19 protein-coding genes and 1 pseudogene are annotated in these 20,491 nt (G+C 71.4%); 19 read left to right on the top strand and 1 reads right to left on the bottom strand.

Going from position 1 to position 20,491, the window contains the following annotated elements:
* Nucleotides 1-96 precede the first annotated feature (96 nt).
* From ACWCO3_RS13725 to nusB, 5 genes are all read left to right on the top strand, one after another.
* Nucleotides 97-804: a helix-turn-helix transcriptional regulator gene (locus ACWCO3_RS13725; protein ID WP_450010151.1), complete on the top strand. Its 708-nt coding sequence runs from the start codon at nt 97-99 to the stop codon at nt 802-804.
* A gap of 10 nt (nt 805-814) precedes the next feature.
* Nucleotides 815-1,894, top strand: a complete 1,080-nt coding sequence (gene aroB / locus ACWCO3_RS13720; RefSeq protein WP_450010149.1) for a 3-dehydroquinate synthase — start codon at nt 815-817, stop codon at nt 1,892-1,894.
* Nucleotides 1,891-2,322, top strand: coding sequence for a type II 3-dehydroquinate dehydratase (aroQ, locus tag ACWCO3_RS13715; protein ID WP_450010147.1), 432 nt, complete (start codon nt 1,891-1,893; stop codon nt 2,320-2,322). The genes aroB and aroQ overlap by 4 nt, the downstream gene beginning before the upstream one ends.
* A gap of 434 nt (nt 2,323-2,756) precedes the next feature.
* Nucleotides 2,757-3,314, top strand: a complete 558-nt coding sequence (gene efp / locus ACWCO3_RS13710; RefSeq protein ID WP_088990319.1) for an elongation factor P — start codon at nt 2,757-2,759, stop codon at nt 3,312-3,314.
* Between the two features lie 23 nt (nt 3,315-3,337).
* Nucleotides 3,338-3,748, top strand: coding sequence for a transcription antitermination factor NusB (gene nusB / locus ACWCO3_RS13705; protein WP_197699491.1), 411 nt, complete (start codon nt 3,338-3,340; stop codon nt 3,746-3,748).
* A gap of 69 nt (nt 3,749-3,817) precedes the next feature.
* On the opposite strand, the gene bldD is transcribed toward nusB, so the two are convergent.
* Nucleotides 3,818-4,306: a transcriptional regulator BldD gene (gene bldD / locus ACWCO3_RS13700; RefSeq protein ID WP_007458348.1), complete on the bottom strand. Its 489-nt coding sequence runs from the start codon at nt 4,304-4,306 to the stop codon at nt 3,818-3,820.
* A 290-nt stretch (nt 4,307-4,596) separates the two neighbouring features.
* Between bldD and pyrR the strand changes: the two genes are divergently transcribed.
* The 14 genes and pseudogenes from pyrR to ACWCO3_RS13630 form a co-directional block, all read left to right on the top strand.
* Nucleotides 4,597-5,181, top strand: a complete 585-nt coding sequence (gene pyrR, locus ACWCO3_RS13695; RefSeq protein WP_145783716.1) for a bifunctional pyr operon transcriptional regulator/uracil phosphoribosyltransferase PyrR — start codon at nt 4,597-4,599, stop codon at nt 5,179-5,181.
* A gap of 55 nt (nt 5,182-5,236) precedes the next feature.
* A complete protein-coding gene (locus ACWCO3_RS13690; protein ID WP_145783713.1) occupies nt 5,237-6,163 on the top strand; it encodes an aspartate carbamoyltransferase catalytic subunit in 927 nt (308 codons plus the stop codon).
* Entirely contained in the window at nt 6,160-7,437 is a 1,278-nt protein-coding gene (locus tag ACWCO3_RS13685) for a dihydroorotase (protein WP_145783711.1), read from the top strand. Before ACWCO3_RS13690 ends, ACWCO3_RS13685 begins: the two co-directional genes overlap by 4 nt.
* The gene (carA, locus tag ACWCO3_RS13680; RefSeq protein ID WP_145783709.1) at nt 7,437-8,600 is read left to right on the top strand and encodes a glutamine-hydrolyzing carbamoyl-phosphate synthase small subunit; all 1,164 of its coding nucleotides are present in this window, start codon (nt 7,437-7,439) and stop codon (nt 8,598-8,600) included. The genes ACWCO3_RS13685 and carA overlap by 1 nt, the downstream gene beginning before the upstream one ends.
* Nucleotides 8,593-11,985, top strand: a complete 3,393-nt coding sequence (carB, locus tag ACWCO3_RS13675) for a carbamoyl-phosphate synthase large subunit (protein ID WP_145783707.1) — start codon at nt 8,593-8,595, stop codon at nt 11,983-11,985. The genes carA and carB overlap by 8 nt, the downstream gene beginning before the upstream one ends.
* The gene (locus tag ACWCO3_RS13670; protein WP_450010143.1) at nt 11,982-13,028 is read left to right on the top strand and encodes a quinone-dependent dihydroorotate dehydrogenase; all 1,047 of its coding nucleotides are present in this window, start codon (nt 11,982-11,984) and stop codon (nt 13,026-13,028) included. Before carB ends, ACWCO3_RS13670 begins: the two co-directional genes overlap by 4 nt.
* 364 nt (nt 13,029-13,392) lie before the next feature.
* Nucleotides 13,393-14,667: an adenosylmethionine--8-amino-7-oxononanoate transaminase gene (locus ACWCO3_RS13665; protein WP_450010141.1), complete on the top strand. Its 1,275-nt coding sequence runs from the start codon at nt 13,393-13,395 to the stop codon at nt 14,665-14,667.
* A gap of 62 nt (nt 14,668-14,729) precedes the next feature.
* Nucleotides 14,730-15,566 (top strand): orotidine-5'-phosphate decarboxylase, encoded by an 837-nt coding sequence (gene pyrF / locus ACWCO3_RS13660; RefSeq protein ID WP_145783702.1) that lies wholly within the window; start codon nt 14,730-14,732, stop codon nt 15,564-15,566.
* Between the two features lie 178 nt (nt 15,567-15,744).
* Nucleotides 15,745-16,062 (top strand): integration host factor, actinobacterial type, encoded by a 318-nt coding sequence (gene mihF / locus ACWCO3_RS13655; protein WP_030335662.1) that lies wholly within the window; start codon nt 15,745-15,747, stop codon nt 16,060-16,062.
* A 25-nt stretch (nt 16,063-16,087) separates the two neighbouring features.
* The gene (locus ACWCO3_RS13650; RefSeq protein WP_450010139.1) at nt 16,088-16,621 is read left to right on the top strand and encodes a guanylate kinase; all 534 of its coding nucleotides are present in this window, start codon (nt 16,088-16,090) and stop codon (nt 16,619-16,621) included.
* A 64-nt stretch (nt 16,622-16,685) separates the two neighbouring features.
* Nucleotides 16,686-16,949: a DNA-directed RNA polymerase subunit omega gene (gene rpoZ, locus ACWCO3_RS13645; RefSeq protein ID WP_030335666.1), complete on the top strand. Its 264-nt coding sequence runs from the start codon at nt 16,686-16,688 to the stop codon at nt 16,947-16,949.
* A 14-nt stretch (nt 16,950-16,963) separates the two neighbouring features.
* Nucleotides 16,964-18,172 (top strand): bifunctional phosphopantothenoylcysteine decarboxylase/phosphopantothenate--cysteine ligase CoaBC, encoded by a 1,209-nt coding sequence (gene coaBC, locus ACWCO3_RS13640; RefSeq protein WP_450010137.1) that lies wholly within the window; start codon nt 16,964-16,966, stop codon nt 18,170-18,172.
* Between the two features lie 87 nt (nt 18,173-18,259).
* Nucleotides 18,260-19,453: a methionine adenosyltransferase gene (gene metK, locus ACWCO3_RS13635; protein WP_088947464.1), complete on the top strand. Its 1,194-nt coding sequence runs from the start codon at nt 18,260-18,262 to the stop codon at nt 19,451-19,453.
* 59 nt (nt 19,454-19,512) lie between these two features.
* Nucleotides 19,513-20,400 (top strand): annotated as a pseudogene (locus ACWCO3_RS13630) (primosomal protein N' family DNA-binding protein); the annotation flags it as partial.
* Nucleotides 20,401-20,491: the final 91 nt, after the last annotated feature.

Genomic DNA, 20,491 nt, shown 5'->3' with positions numbered 1-20,491 from the left:
GCCTCACCTTCGCCGACGAGGCCGACACCGCCAACCGGTACGCCCGTGAGCTGCGCCGCAAGGGCGTGGAGGCGATCGTCGTGCTGCTGCGAGGTGATGCCGGCCACCGCCACCGCCCTGGCGAAGATCCGCCGGGTGCTGCCGGCGGCGCTCGCCGACCGGCTCGCCGCCGTGCAGGAGCACCTGGGCTTCACCCTGCGTCGACCGGAGCAGGAGCGCGGGCCGGCGTCGGGCACCCTGCTCACGCTCGCCTCGGCGGCCCGACACCGGCAACGGGTGGCACTGGACTACCGCTCCTGGCGGGGCGAGCGCTCGCACCGGGAACTCGACCCGTACGGGCTGGTCTTCCACGCCGGCCGTTGGTATGTCACCGGCCACGACCACCGGCGGGGGGAGGTCCGCACGTTCCGGCTGGACCGCATCGGCGCCGTCACGCCGGGCGAGGCGACGTTCACCGTGCCGGACGGCTTCGAGGCGGTCGCCTGGGTGACGCGGTCCCTCGCTGGTGTGCCGTACCAGCACGAGGTGGAGGTGTTACTCGAGACCGACCTGGTCGCCGCCCGTCGCCGCATCCCGCCCAGCGTGGCCGAGTTGACCGCCACCACCGACGGGGTGCTGCTGCGGGCTCGGGCGGAGAGCCTGCCCGGTATGGCCGCGCTGCTCTCCGGTCTGGGCTGCCCCTTCACCGTGCGACAGCCGGAGGCCCTGCGCACCGCCGTGGCCGAGCACGCCCGCCGACTGGCGGAGTGGGCCGCCCGGCCAGCAGGTGGACAGACACCGTCGCCGCGCCGCCCGCTGGACTAGGCTGCCGGCGATGGACGAGGTGACCCGGATTCCGGTCGGCGGCGAGCGGCCGTACGACGTGTTGGTGGGGCGTGACCTGCTGGGCGCGCTGCCCGGCCTGCTGCCCGGGGCGAGTCGGGCGGCGGTGCTGCACGCGCCCCCGCTCAAGGCCCTCGCGGACGCGGTTGGCGAGCGGCTGCGCGCCGCCGGCATCGAGCCGCTGCCGATCGAGGTGCCCGACGCCGAGTCGGGCAAGCAGATCGACGTCGCCGCTGCCTGTTGGGACCGGCTCGGGGAGGCCGGGTTCACCCGCACCGACGCGGTGGTCGGGGTGGGCGGCGGTGCGGTGACCGACCTGGCCGGCTTCGTCGCGGCCTGCTGGTTGCGCGGGGTGCGCTGGGTTCCGGTGACGACCTCGCTGCTGGGCATGGTCGACGCCGCCGTCGGCGGCAAGACGGGCATCAACACGGCCGCCGGCAAGAACCTGGTGGGCTCGTTCCACCCGCCGGTCGGGGTCCTCGCCGACCTGGCGACCCTGGACAGCCTGCCCGCTGTCGACGTCGCGGCCGGGCTCGCCGAGGTGGTCAAGTGCGGCTTCATCGCCGACCCGGTGATCCTCGACCTGGTCGAGCGCGATCCGGCGGCTGCCACCGACGTGCGTGGGCCGGCGACGCGGGAGCTGATCGAGCGGGCGATCCGGGTCAAGGCCGACGTGGTCGCTGGTGACCTGCGCGAGTCGGGGTTGCGGGAGGTGCTCAACTACGGTCACACCCTCGCCCACGCGATCGAGCAGAACGAGGGCTACCGGTGGCGGCACGGCCACGCCGTCGCTGTCGGCCTGGTGTACGCCGCTGCGCTGGCGCGCCTCGCCGGCCGGCTGGACGCCCCGACCGCCGACCGGCACCGGGTCACCCTGACCGCGCTCGGTCTGCCGGTGAGCTACCCGGCTGACGCGTGGCCGCGCCTGCTGGCGACCATGCGGGTGGACAAGAAGGCCCGGGGCAGCCGGCTGCGGTTCGTGGTGCTCGACGGGCTGGCCCGCCCGGCGATGTTGGAGGGCCCGGACGACGCGCTGCTGGAGGCCGCCTACCAGGAGGTTTCCAACCCGTGAAGGTCTACGTCCTGAACGGGCCGAACCTGGGCCGGCTGGGCACCCGCGAGCCCGAGGTGTACGGCGCGACCACCTACGCCGACCTGGTCGCGCTCTGCGAGGCCACCGGTCGGGAGCTGGGGCTGGACGTGACGGTCCGGCAGACCGACGCCGAGCACGAGCTGCTCGGCTGGCTGCACGGGGCAGCCGACGAGGGCGCCGCTGTGGTGCTCAACCCGGCCGCCTGGTCGCACTACTCGTACGCTGTGCGGGACGCCTGCGCCATGCTGCGGGGGCCGTTGGTGGAGGTGCACCTCTCCAACATCCACGCCCGCGAGGAGTTCCGGCACCATTCGGTGGTGTCCGCGGTGGCGACCGGGGTGATCTGCGGCCTCGGCATCGACGGTTATCGCCTCGCACTGCACCACCTGGCCGCCCGAGCCGCCTGACCGGCGGCTTCCCGCCCGCCGCACCCGACCTTTCACCGCCTTTCGCGCCGGTCTGTGAAATGTCACCCATTGTGATCGCCGACTCTCGTCGGCGAGCGTCACTCCGCGTCCCCCGCCCGGCGCTAGGGCACCTGCCTGCTCGCTCCCTTTGCTCTGCACCTGCGGATGCGACAGGGCGGTGAGCTGCGAATATGTGAGCTGCGTTGCCGCAGGTGCGACAGCCTGCCGGTACGGTGCGTGACTGTCGCATATAGGCATGCAAAGCAAAGGGGATCGACCAGGGGAGGGGTGCCTCCCTGGAAAGTTGCTCTGCGTTACCTGCGTGGGTGTCGATGCCCAAGGGATGGTCCGCGCCGAAGTAGGGCGGTCAGCGAGTCTCGGCGCAGCTAGTAGACTCGTAAGGTCTGTCCGCCAATTGATGATCAAGGCAGGAAATGGCCTCCACCAACGACCTCAAAAACGGCCTGGTACTCAACCTGGACGGCGAGCTCTGGGCCGTCGTCGAGTTCCAGCACGTCAAGCCCGGTAAGGGTGGTGCCTTCGTGCGCACCACGCTGAAGAACGTGCTGTCCGGGAAGGTGGTCGACAAGACCTTCAACGCGGGCACCAAGGTCGAGACCGCGACCGTTGACAAGCGCACGATGCAGTACCTGTACGCCGACGGCGAGGACTTCGTCTTCATGGATCTGGAGACCTTCGACCAGATCACCGTGCCCGGTGGCACCGTCGGCGAGGCAGCCAACTACCTGCTGCCCGAGGCGGAGGCGACCGTCGCCCAGCACGAGGGTGTGCCGCTCTACATCGAGCTGCCCACCAGCGTCGTGCTGGAGGTCACCTACACCGAGCCGGGCCTGCAGGGCGACCGTTCCACCGGTGGCAACAAGCCGGCGACCGTGGAGACCGGCGCCACCGTGCAGGTGCCGCTGTTCATCACCACCGGCGAGAAGATCAAGGTCGACACCCGCGACGGCCGTTACCTCGGCCGCGCCTGATGGCTGAGGGTTCCAAGCAGCAGATGCCGGCGCGCCGCAAGGCGCGCAAGCGGGCGCTGGATGTCCTCTACGAGGCCGACCTGCGGGACAAGCCTCCGGTGGAGGTGCTCGCCGGGTACGTGCAGCGGATCGAGCAGCCCCGACCGGAGCACCTGGGTTACGCGGTGGGCCTGGTCGAGGGTGTCGCCGAACACCTCAACCGGATCGACGAGCTGATCGCCAGCTACGCCGAGGGTTGGACGCTGGACCGGATGCCGGTCGTCGACCGGAATCTGGCTCGGATCGCCGTCTACGAGTTGCTCTACGTCGACGAGATCGACGACGCGGTGGCGATCAGCGAGGCCGTGGAACTGGCCCGGCAGATGTCCACCGACGATTCGCCGCGCTTCCTCAACGGGGTGCTCGGCCGGATCGCCGAGTACGCCACCCGCTGATCGAAGCGGCATCACGATCGAAAAGGGCCCGTGCCGGATGGCACGGGCCCTTTCGGGTGGAGCTGTCGCTCAGGAGGCGAAGAACGCCCGGGGGTCGGCCACCAGCACGCCGTGCTCGGTGAGCCGCTCGATCAGGCCCGACGGTGAGGCGTCGTACACGATCGCGAGTGCCCGCAGGTCGTCGGCGCGGATCGAGAGCACCCGGCCGTTGTAGTCACCACGCTGCTGCTGGATGGCGCGGGCGTAGCGCGCGACGTAGGCCAGGTCCTCGGAGGCCTCGTCGTAGAGCCGCTCCAGGTCCAGGACGATCTTGCTGGTGGGCTCGTGCCGGACGCCGCTGCCGTCAGGCAGCAACTCCGAGACGGGGACACGGTAGAACTCGGCCAACTCGGCCAGGCGGGACACCGTCACGGCCCGGTCGCCGCGCTCGTACGAGCCGACCACCACGGCCTTCCACCGCCCGTTCGACTTTTCCTCCACACCCTGCAGGGAGAGACCCTGCTGCTGGCGGATGGAGCGCAGGCGGGCGCCCAGCGACTTGGCGTATTCAGAGGGCATTCGGACACTCCCAGTGCTGCTCGGGGTTCTCCCGTCGATCGCTACGGAGCGTGACGGTACGGGGAATGGGACACCTGGTCAAGTGGTCGTGACCCTACCGTTGGGGAGCGTCCGGGAAGTTATCCCCTTTTCGTGGTCCTGACCCGGTGGTCAGCGGCCGCCGTCCATCGGCCCGGTGACCACTGGTAACGTGGCGTGAAGCCCCGGCCCAGGTCCGCTCCCGCGGTCCGGCCGGAGGTGCCCGACATCCTTTAACGACCCGTCCCGTGAGGCGGGGAAGGAGGTCCGCCGTGGCATACCCACCGGCTGCCCGCTCGTCACCACCGCGACAACCCTCGGTGAAGGTGATCCTCGCCAGCGCCGACGTGCAACGCGTGGTCGACCGCATCGCCCACCAGATCCTGGAGAAGACCCAGGGTGCCGCCAACACGGTGCTTCTTGGGATTCCCACGAGAGGTACCCCTCTGGCGCGGCGGCTCGCCGACCGGATCAGCACCTTCGAGGACGTCGCCGTACCCGTCGGTGTGCTCGACATCACCCTCTACCGCGACGACCTGCGCCGGCACGCCACCCGCGCGGTCGGCCCGACCGAGTTGCCGTCCAGCGGCATCGACGGTAAGCGGGTCATCCTCGTCGACGACGTGCTGTTCTCCGGCCGTACCGTCCGGGCCGCGCTCGACGCGCTCAACGACGTCGGCCGCCCGGCCTCCGTCCAGCTCGCCGTCCTGGTCGATCGCGGTCACCGGGAGCTGCCGATCCGCGCCGACTACGTCGGCAAGAACATCCCGACCTCGCTCGCCGAGAGCGTGAAGGTGACGCTCGCCGAGATCGACGGCGTGGACGAGGTCAAGCTCTACGGGGGACCAGCCCAGTGAGCGCGAGGAGTGCAGCGCAGCGGAGCCCCGCAGTCGCGAACGAAAGGCCAGCAGAGTGATCAAGCATCTGCTCTCCGGCGCGGACCTGGACGCCGCCACCGCCACCGAGATCCTGGACACCGCCGCCGAGATGGCCACCGTCGCCGGCCGGGAGATCAAGAAGCTGCCCGCGCTGCGCGGCCGGACCGTGGTGAACCTCTTCTACGAGGACTCCACCCGTACCCGGATCTCGTTCGAGGCGGCGGCGAAGCGCCTCAGCGCCGACGTGATCAACTTTTCCGCGAAGGGGTCCAGCGTCACCAAGGGCGAGAGCCTGAAGGACACCGCGTTGACCCTGCAGGCCATGGGCGCCGACGCCGTCGTCGTCCGGCACCCCGCCTCCGGCGCTCCGCACCGACTGGCCAACTGGGTCGACGGTTCGGTCGTCAACGCCGGCGACGGCACCCACGAGCACCCCACCCAGGCGCTGCTGGACGCGTACACCATGCGGGCCCGGCTGGGCCGGCTGGCCGGCCTGTCGGTCGCCGTGGTCGGGGACGTCCTGCACTCCCGCGTCGCCCGCTCCAACGTGCTGCTGCTCTCCACCCTCGGCGCCAAGGTCACCCTGGTCGGCCCGCCGACACTCATCCCGGTCGACATCGCCGGAGCCCTCGCCCCCGGTACCGACGTCTCCTACGACCTCGACTCCGTGCTGCCCAACGTGGACGTGGTGATGATGCTGCGGGTGCAGCGGGAACGGATGAACGACTCCTACTTCCCCTCCGCGCGCGAGTACGCCCGCCGCTACGGGCTGGACGGCCCCCGGATGCGCCGGCTGCCCGAGCACGCGATCGTCATGCACCCCGGCCCGATGAACCGGGGGATGGAGATCACCGCCGAGGTCGCCGACTCACCCCGCTCCACGATCGTCGAACAGGTCACCAACGGGGTCTCCGTGCGGATGGCTGTCCTTTACCTGCTGCTCGGAGGGAACAACCGGTGAGCGCGTACCTGATCACCAACGTGAGCGTCGTCGGTGGCCCGCCGACCGACCTGCTGATCCGCGACGGCGTGGTCGCCGAGGTCGCCGACGGCCTGTCCGCGCCGGACGCCACAGTCGTCGACGGCACCGGGCTGGTCGCCCTGCCCGGCCTGGTCGACCTGCACACCCACCTGCGCGAACCCGGTCGGGAGGACGCCGAGACCGTCGAGTCCGGATCCCGCGCCGCCGCACTCGGCGGCTACACGGCGGTCTGCGCCATGGCCAACACCTCCCCGGTGGCGGACACCGCCGGTGTGGTCGAGCAGGTCTGGCGGCTCGGCCGGGAGGCCGGCCTGGTCGACGTGCAACCGATCGGCGCGGTCACCGTCGGGCTGGCCGGCGAGCGCCTGGCCGAGCTGGGCGCGATGGCCGATTCCGCGGCCCGGGTGCGGATCTTCTCCGACGACGGGCACTGCGTCGCCGACCCGAAGCTGATGCGTCGCGCCCTGGAGTACGTCAAGGCGTTCGACGGGATCATCGCCCAGCACGCCGAGGAGCCCCGGCTCACCGAGGGCGCCCAGATGCACGAGGGTGAGGTCTCCACCCGGCTCGGGCTGATCGGCTGGCCGGCGGTCGCCGAGGAGGCGATCATCGCCCGCGACGTGCTGCTCGCCGAACACGTCGGCAGCCGACTGCACGTCTGCCACGTCTCCACCGCCGGCAGCGTCGAGGTGCTGCGCCAGGCAAAGTCACGCGGGGTACGCGTCACCGCCGAGGTAACCCCGCACCACCTGCTGCTCACCGACGAGCGCGCCGAGACCTACGACCCGGTCTTCAAGGTCAACCCGCCGCTGCGGACGGCCGCGGACATCGCCGCGTTGCGCGCCGCGCTCGCCGACGGGGTGATCGACATCATCGCCACCGACCACGCCCCGCACGCCGTGGAGGACAAGGAGTGCGAGTGGGCGTACGCCCGGCCGGGGATGCTCGGTCTGGAGACGGCCCTGTCCATCGCGCTCGACGTGCTCGGCCCCGAGTGGGACCTGATCGCCGAGCGGATGTCGCGTACCCCCGCCCGGATCGCGGGGTTGACCGGGCACGGCGTCGACCCGGCACCCGGCGTGCCGGCCAACCTGACAGTGGTCGACCCGGCCGCCCGCCGCACCATCGAACCGGCGGAGCTGGCCAGTCGCAGTCGCAACACCCCGTACGCCCGCATGACGTTGCCGGGTCGCATCGTGGCGACCTTCCTGCGCGGCGAGCCGACGGTCCTGGACGGAAAGGCAGTCAAGTAATGGCCAAGCGCAGGCCCGCGATCCTCGTACTCGAGGACGGGCGCACGTTCCCCGGCGAGGCGTACGGCAGCGTCGGGGAGACCTTCGGCGAGGCGGTCTTCAACACCGGCATGACCGGCTACCAGGAGACGCTCACCGACCCGTCGTACCACCGGCAGGTGGTGGTGCAGACCGCGCCGCACATCGGCAACACCGGCGTCAACGGCGAGGACGACGAGTCCGGCCGGATCTGGGTGGCCGGTTACGTCGTGCGCGACCCGGCCCGGATCGGCTCGAACTGGCGGGCCACCGGCGGCCTCGAGGACCGGCTCGCCACCGAGGGTGTGGTGGGCATCAGCGGGGTGGACACCCGGGCGTTGACCCGGCACCTGCGGGAGCGGGGCGCCATGCGGGTGGGCATCTCCAGCGTCGAGAAGGACCCGCAGAGCCTGCTGGCCCGGGTCCGGCAGGCACCGCAGATGACCGGCGCGGACCTGTCCGCCGAGGTGACCACCGCCGAGCCGTACGTCGTCGAGGCCCTCGGCGAGCACCGGTTCACCGTGGCGGCGCTGGATCTCGGCATCAAGCGCAACGTGCCCCGTCGGCTCGCCACGCGTGGGGTGACCACCCACGTGCTGCCGGCCTCGTCGACGATCGAGCAGCTCCTGGCCACCGGCGCCGACGCGATCTTCCTGTCGCCCGGCCCCGGCGACCCGGCCACTGCCGACGGCCCGGTGGCGCTGGCCCGGGAGGCGCTGCGGCGGGAGGTGCCGCTGTTCGGCATCTGCTTCGGCAGTCAGATCCTCGGGCGGGCGCTCGGCTTCGGCACCTACAAGCTGGGCTACGGCCACCGCGGGATCAACCAGCCGGTGCTCGACCGGGCCACCGGCAAGGTCGAGGTGACCAGCCACAACCACGGCTTCGCGGTCGAGGTGCCCGGTGCGGGCGCCGGCGCGGTGGTTCCCGACCAGGTGATCGACACGGACTTCGGTGGCGTGCGGGTGTCGCACGTCTGCCTCAACGACAACGTGGTCGAGGGGCTGCGGGCGGTGGACGTACCCGCGTTCACGGTCCAGTACCACCCGGAGGCGGCGGCCGGCCCGCACGACGCTGACTACCTCTTCGACCGTTTCGCGGAACTGATCGAAGGCAAGACCCACAGCAAGGGGCGCAGCAATGCCTAAGCGGACCGATCTCAAGCACATCCTGGTGATCGGCTCGGGGCCGATCGTCATCGGGCAGGCCTGCGAGTTCGACTACTCCGGCACCCAGGCCTGTCGGGTGCTGCGCAGTGAGGGGATCCGGGTCAGCCTGGTCAACTCCAACCCGGCCACGATCATGACGGACCCGGAGTTCGCCGACGCGACCTACGTCGAGCCGATCACCCCGGAGTTCGTGGAGCTGGTCATCGCCAAGGAACGCCCGGACGCGATCCTGGCGACCCTCGGCGGGCAGACCGCGCTGAACACGGCGGTCGCCCTGCACGAGGGCGGCATCCTGGAGAAGTACGGCGTGGAGTTGATCGGCGCGAACATCGACGCCATCAACCGCGGCGAGGACCGGCAGCTGTTCAAGGAGATCGTGGCGAAGGCCGGCGTACGCCTGGGTGTCGAGGACCCGAACGGGCTGGTGCCCCGCTCCCGGGTCTGCCACTCGATGGAGGAGGTCGAGGCGACAGTCGCCGAGCTGGGCCTGCCGGTGGTGATCCGGCCGTCGTTCACCATGGGTGGCCTGGGTTCCGGCATGGCGCACACCTCGGAGGACCTGGCCCGCATCGCCGGCGATGGTCTCGCCGCCAGCCCGGTGCACGAGGTGCTCATCGAGGAGAGCGTGCTCGGTTGGAAGGAGTACGAGCTCGAGCTGATGCGCGACCGGCACGACAACGTGGTGGTGGTCTGCTCGATCGAGAACGTCGACCCGATGGGCGTGCACACCGGCGACAGCGTCACAGTGGCCCCGGCCATGACGCTCACCGACCGGGAGTACCAGCGCCTGCGTGACCTGGGCATCGCCGTGCTCCGCGAGGTCGGGGTGGACACCGGTGGCTGCAACATCCAGTTCGCGGTCAACCCGGTCGACGGCCGGATCGTCGTGATCGAGATGAACCCCCGGGTGTCCCGTTCCTCGGCGCTGGCCTCCAAGGCGACCGGCTTCCCGATCGCGAAGATCGCCGCGAAGCTGGCCATCGGTTACACCCTCGACGAGATCCCCAACGACATCACCCTGAAGACCCCGGCGGCCTTCGAGCCGACCCTGGACTACGTGGTGGTGAAGATCCCCCGGTTCGCGTTCGAGAAGTTCCCCGGCGCGGACCCGGAGCTGACCACCACGATGAAGTCGGTGGGCGAGGCGATGAGCCTCGGGCGTAACTTCACCGAGGCGTTGAACAAGGCCATGCGCTCGATGGAAACCAAGTCGGCCGGTTTCTGGACGCAGCCCGACCCGGAGGGCGTCACCCTCGCGGACACCCTCGCCGCGTTGCGGATCCCGCACGACGGCCGGCTGTACACGGTGGAGCGGGCGCTGCGCCTCGGCGCGTCGATCGCCGAGGTCGCCGAAGCCTCCGGCGGGATCGACCCGTGGTTCCTCGACCAGATCGCCGCGCTGATCGAGCTGCGCGCGGAGATCGTGGACGCTCCGGTGCTCGACGCCGACCTGCTGCGCCAGGCCAAGCGGGCCGGCCTGTCCGACCGTCAGCTCGCCGCGCTGCGCCCGGAGTTGGCCGCCGAGGACGGCGTACGCACCCTGCGGCACCGCCTCGACGTGCGTCCGGTCTACAAGACGGTGGACACCTGCGCGGCCGAGTTCGAGGCGACGACTCCGTACCACTACTCGACGTACGACCTGGAGACCGAGGTCGTGCCGTCGAACCGGCCGAAGGTGCTGATCCTGGGCTCCGGCCCGAACCGGATCGGTCAGGGCATCGAGTTCGACTACTCCTGCGTGCACGCGGTACAAGCGCTGCGAAGCGCGCCGATCGGTGCAGCCGCTGCGTCCGGTTCCGGTGCCGCAGGCACCGGTTTTGAGACCGTCATGGTCAACTGCAACCCGGAGACCGTCTCCACCGACTACGACACCGCCGACCGGCTCTACTTCGAGCCGCTGACGTTCGAGGACGTCCTGGAGGTCTGGCACGCCGAGGACTCGTCCGGCCGGGCTGCCGGCGGGCCGGGCGTGGTCGGGGTGGTCGTGCAGCTCGGTGGTCAGACCCCGCTGGGGCTGGCGCAGCGGCTCAAGGACGCCGGTGTGCCGATCGTCGGCACCTCCCCGGAGTCGATCCACCTGGCCGAGGAGCGCGGCGCGTTCGGCGCGGTGCTGGCCCGGGCCGGGCTGCGTGCGCCCGCGCACGGCATGGCCACCTCGTACGACGAGGCCAAGACGATCGCCGACGAGATCGGCTACCCGGTGCTGGTCCGGCCGTCGTACGTGCTGGGCGGGCGGGGCATGGAGATCGTCTACGACGACCCGACGCTGCGCGACTACATCGGCAGGGCCACCGACATCTCCCCGGACCACCCGGTGCTGGTGGACCGGTTCCTCGACGACGCCATCGAGATCGACGTGGACGCGCTCTGCGACGCCGACGGCGAGGTCTACATCGGCGGCGTGATGGAGCACATCGAGGAGGCCGGCATCCACTCCGGCGACTCGTCCTGCGCGTTGCCGCCGATCACCCTCGCGGGCTCGCACCTGGCCGAGGTCCGCCGCTACACCGAGGCCATCGCGCGTGGCGTCGGCGTCCGTGGCCTGCTCAACGTGCAGTACGCGCTCAAGGACGACGTGCTCTATGTCCTGGAGGCCAACCCGCGGGCGTCGCGGACCGTTCCGTTCGTCTCCAAGGCGACGGCGGTGCCGCTGGCCAAGGCGGCGGCGCGGATCGCGCTCGGCGCGAGCATCGCCGAGCTGCGCGCCGAGGGTCTGCTGCCGGCGACCGGTGACGGGGGCACGATGCCCGCCGACGCGCCGGTCGCGGTCAAGGAGGCGGTGCTGCCGTTCAAGCGTTTCCGGACCCGCTCCGGCAAGGGGATCGATTCGCTGCTCGGCCCGGAGATGAAGTCGACGGGCGAGGTGATGGGCATCGACACCAACTTCGGGCACGCGTTCGCCAAGAGCCAGTCGGCCGCGTACGGGTCGCTGCCGACCGGCGGGAAGATCTTCGTGTCGGTGGCCAACCGGGACAAGCGCGGCATGATCTTCCCGATCAAGCGACTGGCCGATCTGGGCTTCGAGATCGTCGCGACCACCGGCACGGCCGAGGTGCTGCGCAGGCACGGCATCGCCTGCGAGCAGATCCGCAAGCACTACCAGGCGGGCGAGGGCGACGACGCGGTGTCGCTGATCGGGGGCGGCCACGTGGCGCTGGTGATCAACACGCCACAGGGTTCGGGCGCCAGCGCCCGCTCCGACGGCTACGAGATCCGCAGCGCGGCCGTCACGGCGGACATCCCCTGCATCACCACAGTGCCCGGGGCCGCCGCGGCCGTGATGGGCATCGAGGCGCGGATCCGGGGCGACATGCGGGTACGCCCGCTGCAGGACCTGCACGCCACCCTGCGGGCGGCCCAGTGACAGTGTTCGAGCGGGTCGTACGACCCGGGTTGTTCCGGCTCAGGGGTGGGGACGCCGAGGCGGCGCACGAGTGGACCCTGCGGCGGTTGGCCGCCGTGTCGCGGCGCCCGGCCGCCCTGGCCGCGCTGCGGGCCCGGTACGCGGTCGACGCGCCGCGCACGGTGTTCGGCGTGCGGTTCCCCAACCCGGTCGGGTTGGCCGCCGGCATGGACAAGGACGGCGCGGCGTTGCCGGCTTGGCCGGCGCTGGGCTTCGGTTTCGTCGAGGTCGGCACTGTCACCGCGCACGCACAGCCGGGCAACCCGCGACCACGGCTGTTCCGCCTGCCGGCCAGCGAGGCGGTGGTCAACCGGATGGGCTTCAACAACGCCGGCGCCGCCGCGTTGGCCGCCCGGCTGGCGGCGCTGCCGCGCCCGCTCGGGGTGCCGTTGGGCATCTCGCTGGGCAAGTCCAAGGTGACCCCGCTCGACGAGGCGGTCGAGGACTACCTCGCCTCGTACCGGGCGCTGCGCGGGCACGGTGACTACTTCGCGGTGAACGTGTCCTCACCAAACACTCCGGGCCTGCGCTCTCTGCAGGACCGCTCCCACCTGGACGCGCTGCTCGGCGCGTTGGTGGGGGAGAAGCCGGTGCTGGTCAAGATCGCCCCTGATCTGACCGAGGCGGCGATCGCCGAACTGCTGGAGGTCTGCCTGGCTCGGGGCGCCGCCGGGGTGATCGCCACCAACACCACGCTGTCCCGCGACGGGCTCGCCGCCGTGGACGCCGAGCGCGGCGAGCAGGCCGGTGGTCTCTCCGGTCGGCCGTTGACCGGCCGCGCCCGGGAGGTGGTGGCCTTCGTACATCGCGAGACCGGTGGTCGGCTGCCCATCATCGGCGTCGGTGGGGTGCTCGACCCGGACGACGCCACTCGGATGTTCGACGCCGGAGCCTCCCTGGTGCAGCTCTACACCGGCTTCATCTACCGGGGCCCGGCCCTGGTCCGGGCTGCCGCCCGGGCGAGTGCCACGGCGGTGACACCGGATCCGGTCGCCGGCCGGTGACCGCACGCGGCGTGGTGCCGGCCCGGCCCGACCCGGTGCCGAGCCGGCTCCGCGCCAAGGAGACCACCCCTGCTACGGGCCCTTTGCTCTGCACCCGCGGATGCACCACAGCCGTCAGTCGGTTGCTCTGCACCCATGGGTGCACCACCGCCACCACCATCACCGCCGCCGCCCGGTTGCTCTGCACCCGTCGGTGCACCACCGCCCGCCGGAGCGTGACACCCGGCCGCCGGGTGTCGCGCCCTGAGGCGTGGCGCCCTGAGGTGTCGCGTCCGTGGGTGCAGAGCAAAGGCGGCGATGGACCGGTTCGACCGGCCGAAGGACGACCGCCGTCCGGCCGGTTCGCGCCCCGAAAGGAGTACGCGTGACCCCCGAGGAGATCCTGGCCGTCGACCGGGACCATGTCTGGCATCCGTACGCGGCACTGCCGCCGGCGAACCCGCCATACGTGGTGCACAGCGCCGAGGGCGTACGCCTGCGGCTGGCCGACGGCCGTGAGCTGGTGGACGGGATGTCGTCCTGGTGGGCGGCGATCCACGGGTACCGGCACCCGGTGCTGGACGCGGCAGTCACCGACCAGCTCGGACGGATGAGCCACGTGATGTTCGGCGGGCTCACCCACGAGCCCGCCGTGCAGCTCGCCCGCACCCTGGTCGAGCTGTCGCCGGAGGGCCTGGAGCACGTGTTCCTGGCCGACTCCGGGTCGGTCAGCGTCGAGGTGGCGGTGAAGATGTGCCTGCAGTACCAGCGGGCCGTCGGGCAGCCGCAACGGTGTCGGTTGGCGACCTGGCGGGGCGGCTACCACGGTGACACGTTCCACCCGATGAGCGTCTGCGACCCGGAGGGCGGGATGCACCACCTCTGGGGCGACGTGCTGCCCCGCCAGGTGTTCGCCCCGGTGCCGCCGGGCGGCTTCGACGACCCACCCGACGACGCGTACGTGGCGGCGCTGGTGGAGACCGTCGAGCGGTACGCCCACGAACTGGCCGCCGTGATCGTCGAGCCGGTCGTCCAGGGCGCCGGCGGGATGCGCTTCCACCACCCGGGTTACCTCCGGGTGCTGCGCGAGGTGACCCGCGCCCACGGAGTGCTGTTGATCTTCGACGAGATCGCCACCGGGTTCGGCCGTACCGGTGCGATGTTCGCCGCCGAGCACGCCGGGGTGACCCCGGACGTGCTGTGCGTGGGCAAGGCGCTCACCGGGGGCTACCTGACGCTCGCGGCGACGCTCTGCACCCCGGAGATCGCCCGGGGCATCTCCGCCGCCGGTGTGCTGGCGCATGGGCCCACGTTCATGGGCAACCCCCTGGCCTGCGCGGTGGCCAACGCCTCCATCGGTCTGCTGCGGGCCGGGGACTGGGCGGGGCAGGTCGCCAGGGTCGGCGCCGGCCTGCGCGCCGGCCTGGAGCCGCTGCGCGGTACGCCGGGCGTCGCCGACGTGCGGGTGCTCGGCGCGATCGGGGTGGTCCAGTTGGATCACGAGGTCGACCTCGGCGCGGCCACCGCCGCCGCCGCCGGGCAGGGGGTGTGGCTGCGCCCGTTCCGGGATCTGGTCTACACGATGCCGCCGTACGTCACCGACGACGCCGACCTGGCCCGGATCGCTGCCGGCGTGGCGGCGGCCGTGGCGGCCGGCTGAACCCACGGGTACACCCCGGGAGGCGCGTCGCCGCCCGGGCGAGAAGAGAGAGGGAGCACCGGATGGAGAGCTTCGGAACCCGGCTGCACCGGGCGGTCGCCGAGCGGGGGCCGCTCTGTGTGGGCATCGACCCGCATCCCGGTCTGCTGGCCCGTTGGGGCCTCGCCGACGACGTCCAGGGTCTTGACCGCTTCACCCGGACCGTCGTGGAAGCCCTCGGTGACCGGGTTGCGGTGGTCAAGCCTCAGTCGGCCTTTTTCGAGCGGTTCGGGTCCCACGGCGTGGCCATTCTTGAGTCAACTATCCGACAGTTACGAGATGCTGGCTCGCTCGTTCTCCTTGACGTCAAACGCGGCGACATCGGCTCGACGGTGAGCGCGTACGCCTCGGCGTACCTTGATCCATCCAGCCCTCTGTATGTCGACGCGGTCACCGCGAGCCCCTACCTCGGCGTCGGTTCGCTGGCCCCGATGTTCGAGCTGGCCGCCGAGCACGGCGGCGGCGTGTTCGTGCTGGCCCTCACCTCCAACCCCGAGGGCGCGGCCGTGCAGCAGGCCCGTACGGCCGACGGCCGCACCGTGGCGCAGACCGTGATCGACGAGATTTCCCAGCTCAACAAGGGTGCGACCCCGCTCGGGAGCTTCGGTCTGGTGGTCGGTGCGACCATCGGCGACACCGGTCACGACCTGTCCGGCGTGGGGGGTCCACTGCTCGCCCCGGGCCTCGGCGCGCAGGGTGGCGGGGCAGCCGATCTGCGGACCGTCTTCGGTTCGAGCCTCGCCTCGGTGCTCCCGTCGTACTCCCGGGAGGTGCTCTCGGCAGGCCCCGACGTCGCTGCCCTGCGGGCCGCCGCGGACCGGGTGTTGGCCGACTGCCGGGCCGTTCTGCCTGCCCTCTGACTGACTGATGGGTCGGTCACTTTCCGTTGATCATGGGCCCCCCACGTTGCCGAAAGCTCCGTTGACCGCTAGTTTTCCCCGCGCTGGGAACCACGGACCCCTTGGTTCACAGCGACACCACGTTTCACAGATGCGGCGGTGCGCCCCGCCCGCCGCGATAGGGACCTGAGGAGAACTGGTGCCGCTCCCGTCACTGACCCCCGAACAACGCGCTGCCGCGCTCGAGAAGGCCGCGGAGATCCGCAAGGCCCGTGCTCAGCTGAAGGAGCAGCTCAAGCAGGGCAAGACCACCCTCGGTGCTGTCCTTGAGCGCGCCGAGAGCGACGACGTCGTCGGCAAGCTCAAGGTTTCGGCCGTCCTGCAGGCCATGCCGGGCATCGGCAAGATCCGGGCTACCCAGATCATGGAGAAGCTCAAGATCGCCGACAGCCGTCGCCTGCGTGGCCTCGGCGAGCAGCAGCGCAAGGCACTGCTTGGAGAGTTCGCCGCCAACTGAACCTGGCAGCGTGTAGAAACAAGCAGTGAGCACGGATGACGAGGCGCGCCCGGCGGCTCGGCTCACTGTCCTGGCTGGACCTTCGGGTTCCGGCAGGGAGAGTGTCGTCGAGCTCGTCCGGGCGCGTTCTCCGTCCGTGTGGTTGCCCGTACCGGCGACCACACGGCCGCGCCGCGAGTCGGAGATCGACGGGGTTGACCGCGTCTTCCTCGCTCCGGCCGAGTTCGACCGTCGGCTCGTCGCGGGCGAGCTGCTGGAGTGGTCCCGGATCGGCTCGTACCGCCGGGGCACCCCGTATCCACCATTGCGTGCCCGGCTCGACGCCGGGCAACCGGTGCTCCTCCCGCTCGACCTGCCCGGCACTCCGCTGGTGCGCGCGCGCCTGCCGGACTCCCGGCTGGTGCTGCTGAGCCCACCCGGTTACCGACCCGACGCCCAGGTGGCGGCGGCCTTCGAGCACACGCTGACGCACGACCTCACCGAGCGGGTCGTCGAAGAGCTGGTAGGCTTACTCGGTTCTTCTTATCCGGATCCGACCTGGTCGCGCGTGCGTGGCTGACGGTCGGCCGCCGTTGAGACTCAGCACCGCGTTCGCGCGGCTCGAAAGACGCAGAGGTTAATTCGTGGGATCCATCGCCAACCCCGAAGGCATCACCAACCCGCCGATCGACGAGCTCCTCGAGAAGACGACGTCGAAGTACGCGCTGGTCATCTTCGCCGCCAAGCGCGCGCGCCAGGTGAACGCCTACTACAGCCAGCTCGGTGAGGGTCTGCTGGAGTACGTCGGCCCGCTCGTCGAGACCACCCCCCAGGAGAAGCCCCTCTCCATCGCCATGCGCGAGATCAACTCGGGCCTGCTCACCGCCGAGCCGACCGATCAGCCGTAAGCCCGCGCTGGCCGATGTCCGCCTCGATCGTCCTCGGGGTCGGCGGCGGCATCGCCGCCTACAAGGCGTGCGAGCTGCTGCGACTCTTCACCGAATCCGGCCACCGGGTTCGGGTCGTGCCGACCGCGTCGGCGCTCCGGTTCGTCGGGGCGCCGACCTGGGCGGCGCTCTCCGGTCAGCCCGTCGCCGACGACGTCTGGACCGACGTCCACGAGGTGCCGCACGTCCGCCTCGGTAAGCAGGCCGATCTGGTGGTGGTCGCGCCGACCACCACCGACCTGCTCGCGAAGGCCGCCCACGGGCTCGCCGACGACCTGCTGACCAACACCCTGCTGACCGCCCGCTGCCCGGTGCTGCTCGCCCCGGCCATGCACACCGAGATGTGGGAGCACCCGGCCACCGTGGCCAACGTCGCCACGCTGCGCTCCCGGGGTGTGCGGGTCCTCGACCCCGCCGTCGGCCGGCTCACCGGCGCCGACACCGGCAAGGGGCGGCTGCCCGACCCGGCGGAGATCTTCGCCGTCGCCCGGCAGGTGCTGGCCCGGGGCGGCTCCGCCCCCGCCGACCTGGCCGGCCGCCGGGTGGTCGTCACCGCGGGTGGCACCCGGGAGCCGTTGGACCCGGTCCGCTTCCTGGGTAACCGTTCCTCCGGCAAGCAGGGGTACGCGTTCGCCCGCGCCGCCGTCGCCCGGGGCGCCCAGGTCACACTGATCGCGGCCAACGTGTCTCTACCCGACCCCGCCGGCGTCGACCTGATCCGGGTCGGCACCACTGCCGAGTTGCGGGAGGCGACGGTCAAGGCCGCCGTCGAGGCCGACGCGGTGGTGATGGCGGCGGCTCCGGCCGATTTCCGGCCGGCCACGTACGCGCCTGGCAAAATCAAGAAGTCCGACGATGGCATCGCGCCCACCATCGACCTCGTGACGAACCCCGACATCGCGGCGGAGCTCGGCCAGCGCAAGCGACCGGAGCAACTGCTCGTGGTGTTCGCCGCCGAGACCGGCGACGCCGAAGCCAACGGCCGGGCGAAACTCGCCCGGAAACGGGCCGACCTCATCGTGATCAACGAGGTCGGTCCGGACCTGGTCTTCGGCGCCGACACCAACACGGTGACGGTCATCGGCGCGGACGGCTCGGTCGCCCATCTGCCCGAGCAGGCCAAGGAGTCCGTGGCCGACGCGGTATGGGATCTCGTCGTGGCGCGGCTACCCGGCAGTTCCTGACGGGTGGTAAAGGGCGCGACCGATCCCGACACCAGCCGCAGTGGTGATTAGACTGCCGCGGAACGACCTCACACGCTTAGGAGTGCCGTGACACGCCGTCTCTTCACGTCCGAATCGGTCACGGAAGGCCACCCGGACAAGATCGCCGACCAGATCAGCGATGGCATCCTCGACGCGCTGCTGGCCGAGGATCCGCACAGCCGGGTGGCGGTCGAGACCATGATCACCACCGGCCAGGTGCACATCGCCGGCGAGGTGACCACCAAGGCGTACGCCGACATCCCGACGATCGTCCGTCGGACCATCCTCGACATCGGCTACGACTCGTCGAAGAAGGGCTTCGACGGGGCCTCCTGCGGGGTCAGCGTCTCCATCGGCGCGCAGTCCGAGGACATCGCGCAGGGCGTGGACAACGCCTTCGAGCTGCGTACCGGGGCGTCGGAGAGCGCGCTGGACGCGCAGGGCGCCGGCGACCAGGGCATGATGTTCGGCTTCGCCTGCTCGGAGACTCCCGAGCTGATGCCGCTGCCGATCGCCCTCGCGCACCGACTGGCCCGCCGGCTCGCCGCGGTCCGCAAGGACGGCACGATCCCCTACCTGCGCCCGGACGGCAAGACCCAGGTCACCATCGAGTACGAGGGGCTGCGCCCGGTCCGGCTGAACACCGTCGTCGTGTCCAGCCAGCACGCCGCTGACATCTCCCTGGACTCGCTGCTCACCCCGGACGTGCGTGACCACGTCATCGCCCCGGAGCTGGAGAGCCTCGGTCTGGACACCGAGGGCTACCGGCTGCTGGTCAACCCGACCGGGCGGTTCGAGATCGGCGGCCCCATGGGTGACGCCGGGCTCACCGGCCGAAAGATCATCGTCGACACTTACGGCGGGTACGCCCGCCACGGCGGTGGCGCGTTCTCCGGCAAGGACCCGTCGAAGGTGGACCGGTCGGCCGCGTACGCCATGCGCTGGGTCGCCAAGAACGTGGTCGCCGCCGGCCTGGCCGAGCGGTGCGAGGCTCAGGTCGCCTACGCCATCGGCAAGGCGCACCCGGTCAGCCTGTTCATCGAGACGTTCGGCACCGAGACCGTGCCGGTCTCCTCGATCGAGAAGGCCGTCACCGAGGTGTTCGACCTGCGTCCGGCCGCGATCATCCGGGACCTCAACCTGCTCCGCCCGATCTACCAGCAGACCGCCGCGTACGGCCACTTCGGCCGCGAGTTGCCGGACCTGACCTGGGAGAGCACCGACCGGGCCGCCGACCTCAAGTCGGCCGCGGGAGCCTGACCGCCACCAGGCGTAGCGACCGGCGACCCGCGGATGGGTCGCCGGTCGCGCGCGTCTGCGTGGATGTCGGACTGGCGCACCTGGACCGGCCGTTCGACTACCTGGTGCCGGCCGAGCTGGACGAGGTGGCGGTGCCCGGCACCCGGGTGAAGGTGCGCTTCGCCGGGCAGCTCGTCGACGGGTGGTTGCTGTCCCGCGCCGACGACTCCGGGCACACCGGCCGCCTCGCGTACCTGGAGAAGGTGGTTTCGCCGGAACCGGTGCTGGCACCCGAGATCGCCGGGCTGGCCCGCGCGGTCGCCGACCGGTACGCGGGCAACCTCGCCGACGTGCTCCGGCTCGCCGTGCCGCCCCGGCACGCCCGGGTGGAGAAGGAACCCCGCGACGACCAGCCGGCTCCGACGGCGGTCGCCGAGGAGGCGGTGGTCGACCCGCGCGGGTGGGGGGACTACCCGACCGGTCCCGCGCTGCTGCGGGCGCTCACCGACGGGCGGGCTCCCCGCGCGGTCTGGTCGGCGCTGCCGGGCGAGGACTGGGCGGCCCGCTACGCCGACGCGGTGGCCGCCACCGTGGCCGGGGGGCGCGGCGCTGTCGTCGTGGTGCCCGACGCCCGCGACCTCGACCGGCTGGACGCCGCGCTCACCGCCGTCCTCGGGGAGGGACGGCACGTCAGCCTCACGGCCGCGCTCGGGCCGGCGCGCCGCTACCGCGCGTTCCTCGCTGCCCGCCGGGGGCAGGTGCCGGTGGTGATCGGCACCCGGGCGGCGATGTTCGCCCCGGTGGACCGCCTCGGTCTGGTCGCCATCTGGGACGACGGCGACGACCTGCACTCCGAGCCCCGGGCACCCTATCCGCACGCCCGCGACGTGCTGCTCACCCGCGCCCAGCTTGCCGAGGCCGGGGCGCTGGTCGGTGGTTACGCGCGCAGCGCCGAGGCGCAGCTGCTGCGGACTGTCCGACCTTAGCGGCCTTAGCTGCTACTGCCTGAACATGTCTCCACCGTCGAGGCAGGGCGGCCGCCAGGTGGGCGGCGGCGAT

The organism is Micromonospora sp. NPDC002411 (assembly GCF_053592955.1).
The sequence above is the reverse complement of the archived record's forward strand: the minus strand, read 5'-3'. Positions and strand labels throughout refer to the sequence as shown.

Excerpts from the sequence above, each read along its gene's own strand:
- ACWCO3_RS13725 (WP_450010151.1), top strand. The coding sequence starts at position 97 with ATGCCGGCCACCGCCACCGCCCTGGCGAAGATCCGCCGGGTGCTGCCG.
- aroB (WP_450010149.1), top strand. The coding sequence starts at position 815 with ATGGACGAGGTGACCCGGATTCCGGTCGGCGGCGAGCGGCCGTACGAC.
- efp (WP_088990319.1), top strand. The coding sequence starts at position 2,757 with ATGGCCTCCACCAACGACCTCAAAAACGGCCTGGTACTCAACCTGGAC.
- nusB (WP_197699491.1), top strand. The coding sequence starts at position 3,338 with ATGCCGGCGCGCCGCAAGGCGCGCAAGCGGGCGCTGGATGTCCTCTAC.
- bldD (WP_007458348.1), bottom strand. The coding sequence starts at position 4,306 with ATGCCCTCTGAATACGCCAAGTCGCTGGGCGCCCGCCTGCGCTCCATC.
- carA (WP_145783709.1), top strand. The coding sequence starts at position 7,437 with ATGGCCAAGCGCAGGCCCGCGATCCTCGTACTCGAGGACGGGCGCACG.
- carB (WP_145783707.1), top strand. The coding sequence starts at position 8,593 with ATGCCTAAGCGGACCGATCTCAAGCACATCCTGGTGATCGGCTCGGGG.
- pyrF (WP_145783702.1), top strand. The coding sequence starts at position 14,730 with ATGGAGAGCTTCGGAACCCGGCTGCACCGGGCGGTCGCCGAGCGGGGG.
- coaBC (WP_450010137.1), top strand. The coding sequence starts at position 16,964 with ATGTCCGCCTCGATCGTCCTCGGGGTCGGCGGCGGCATCGCCGCCTAC.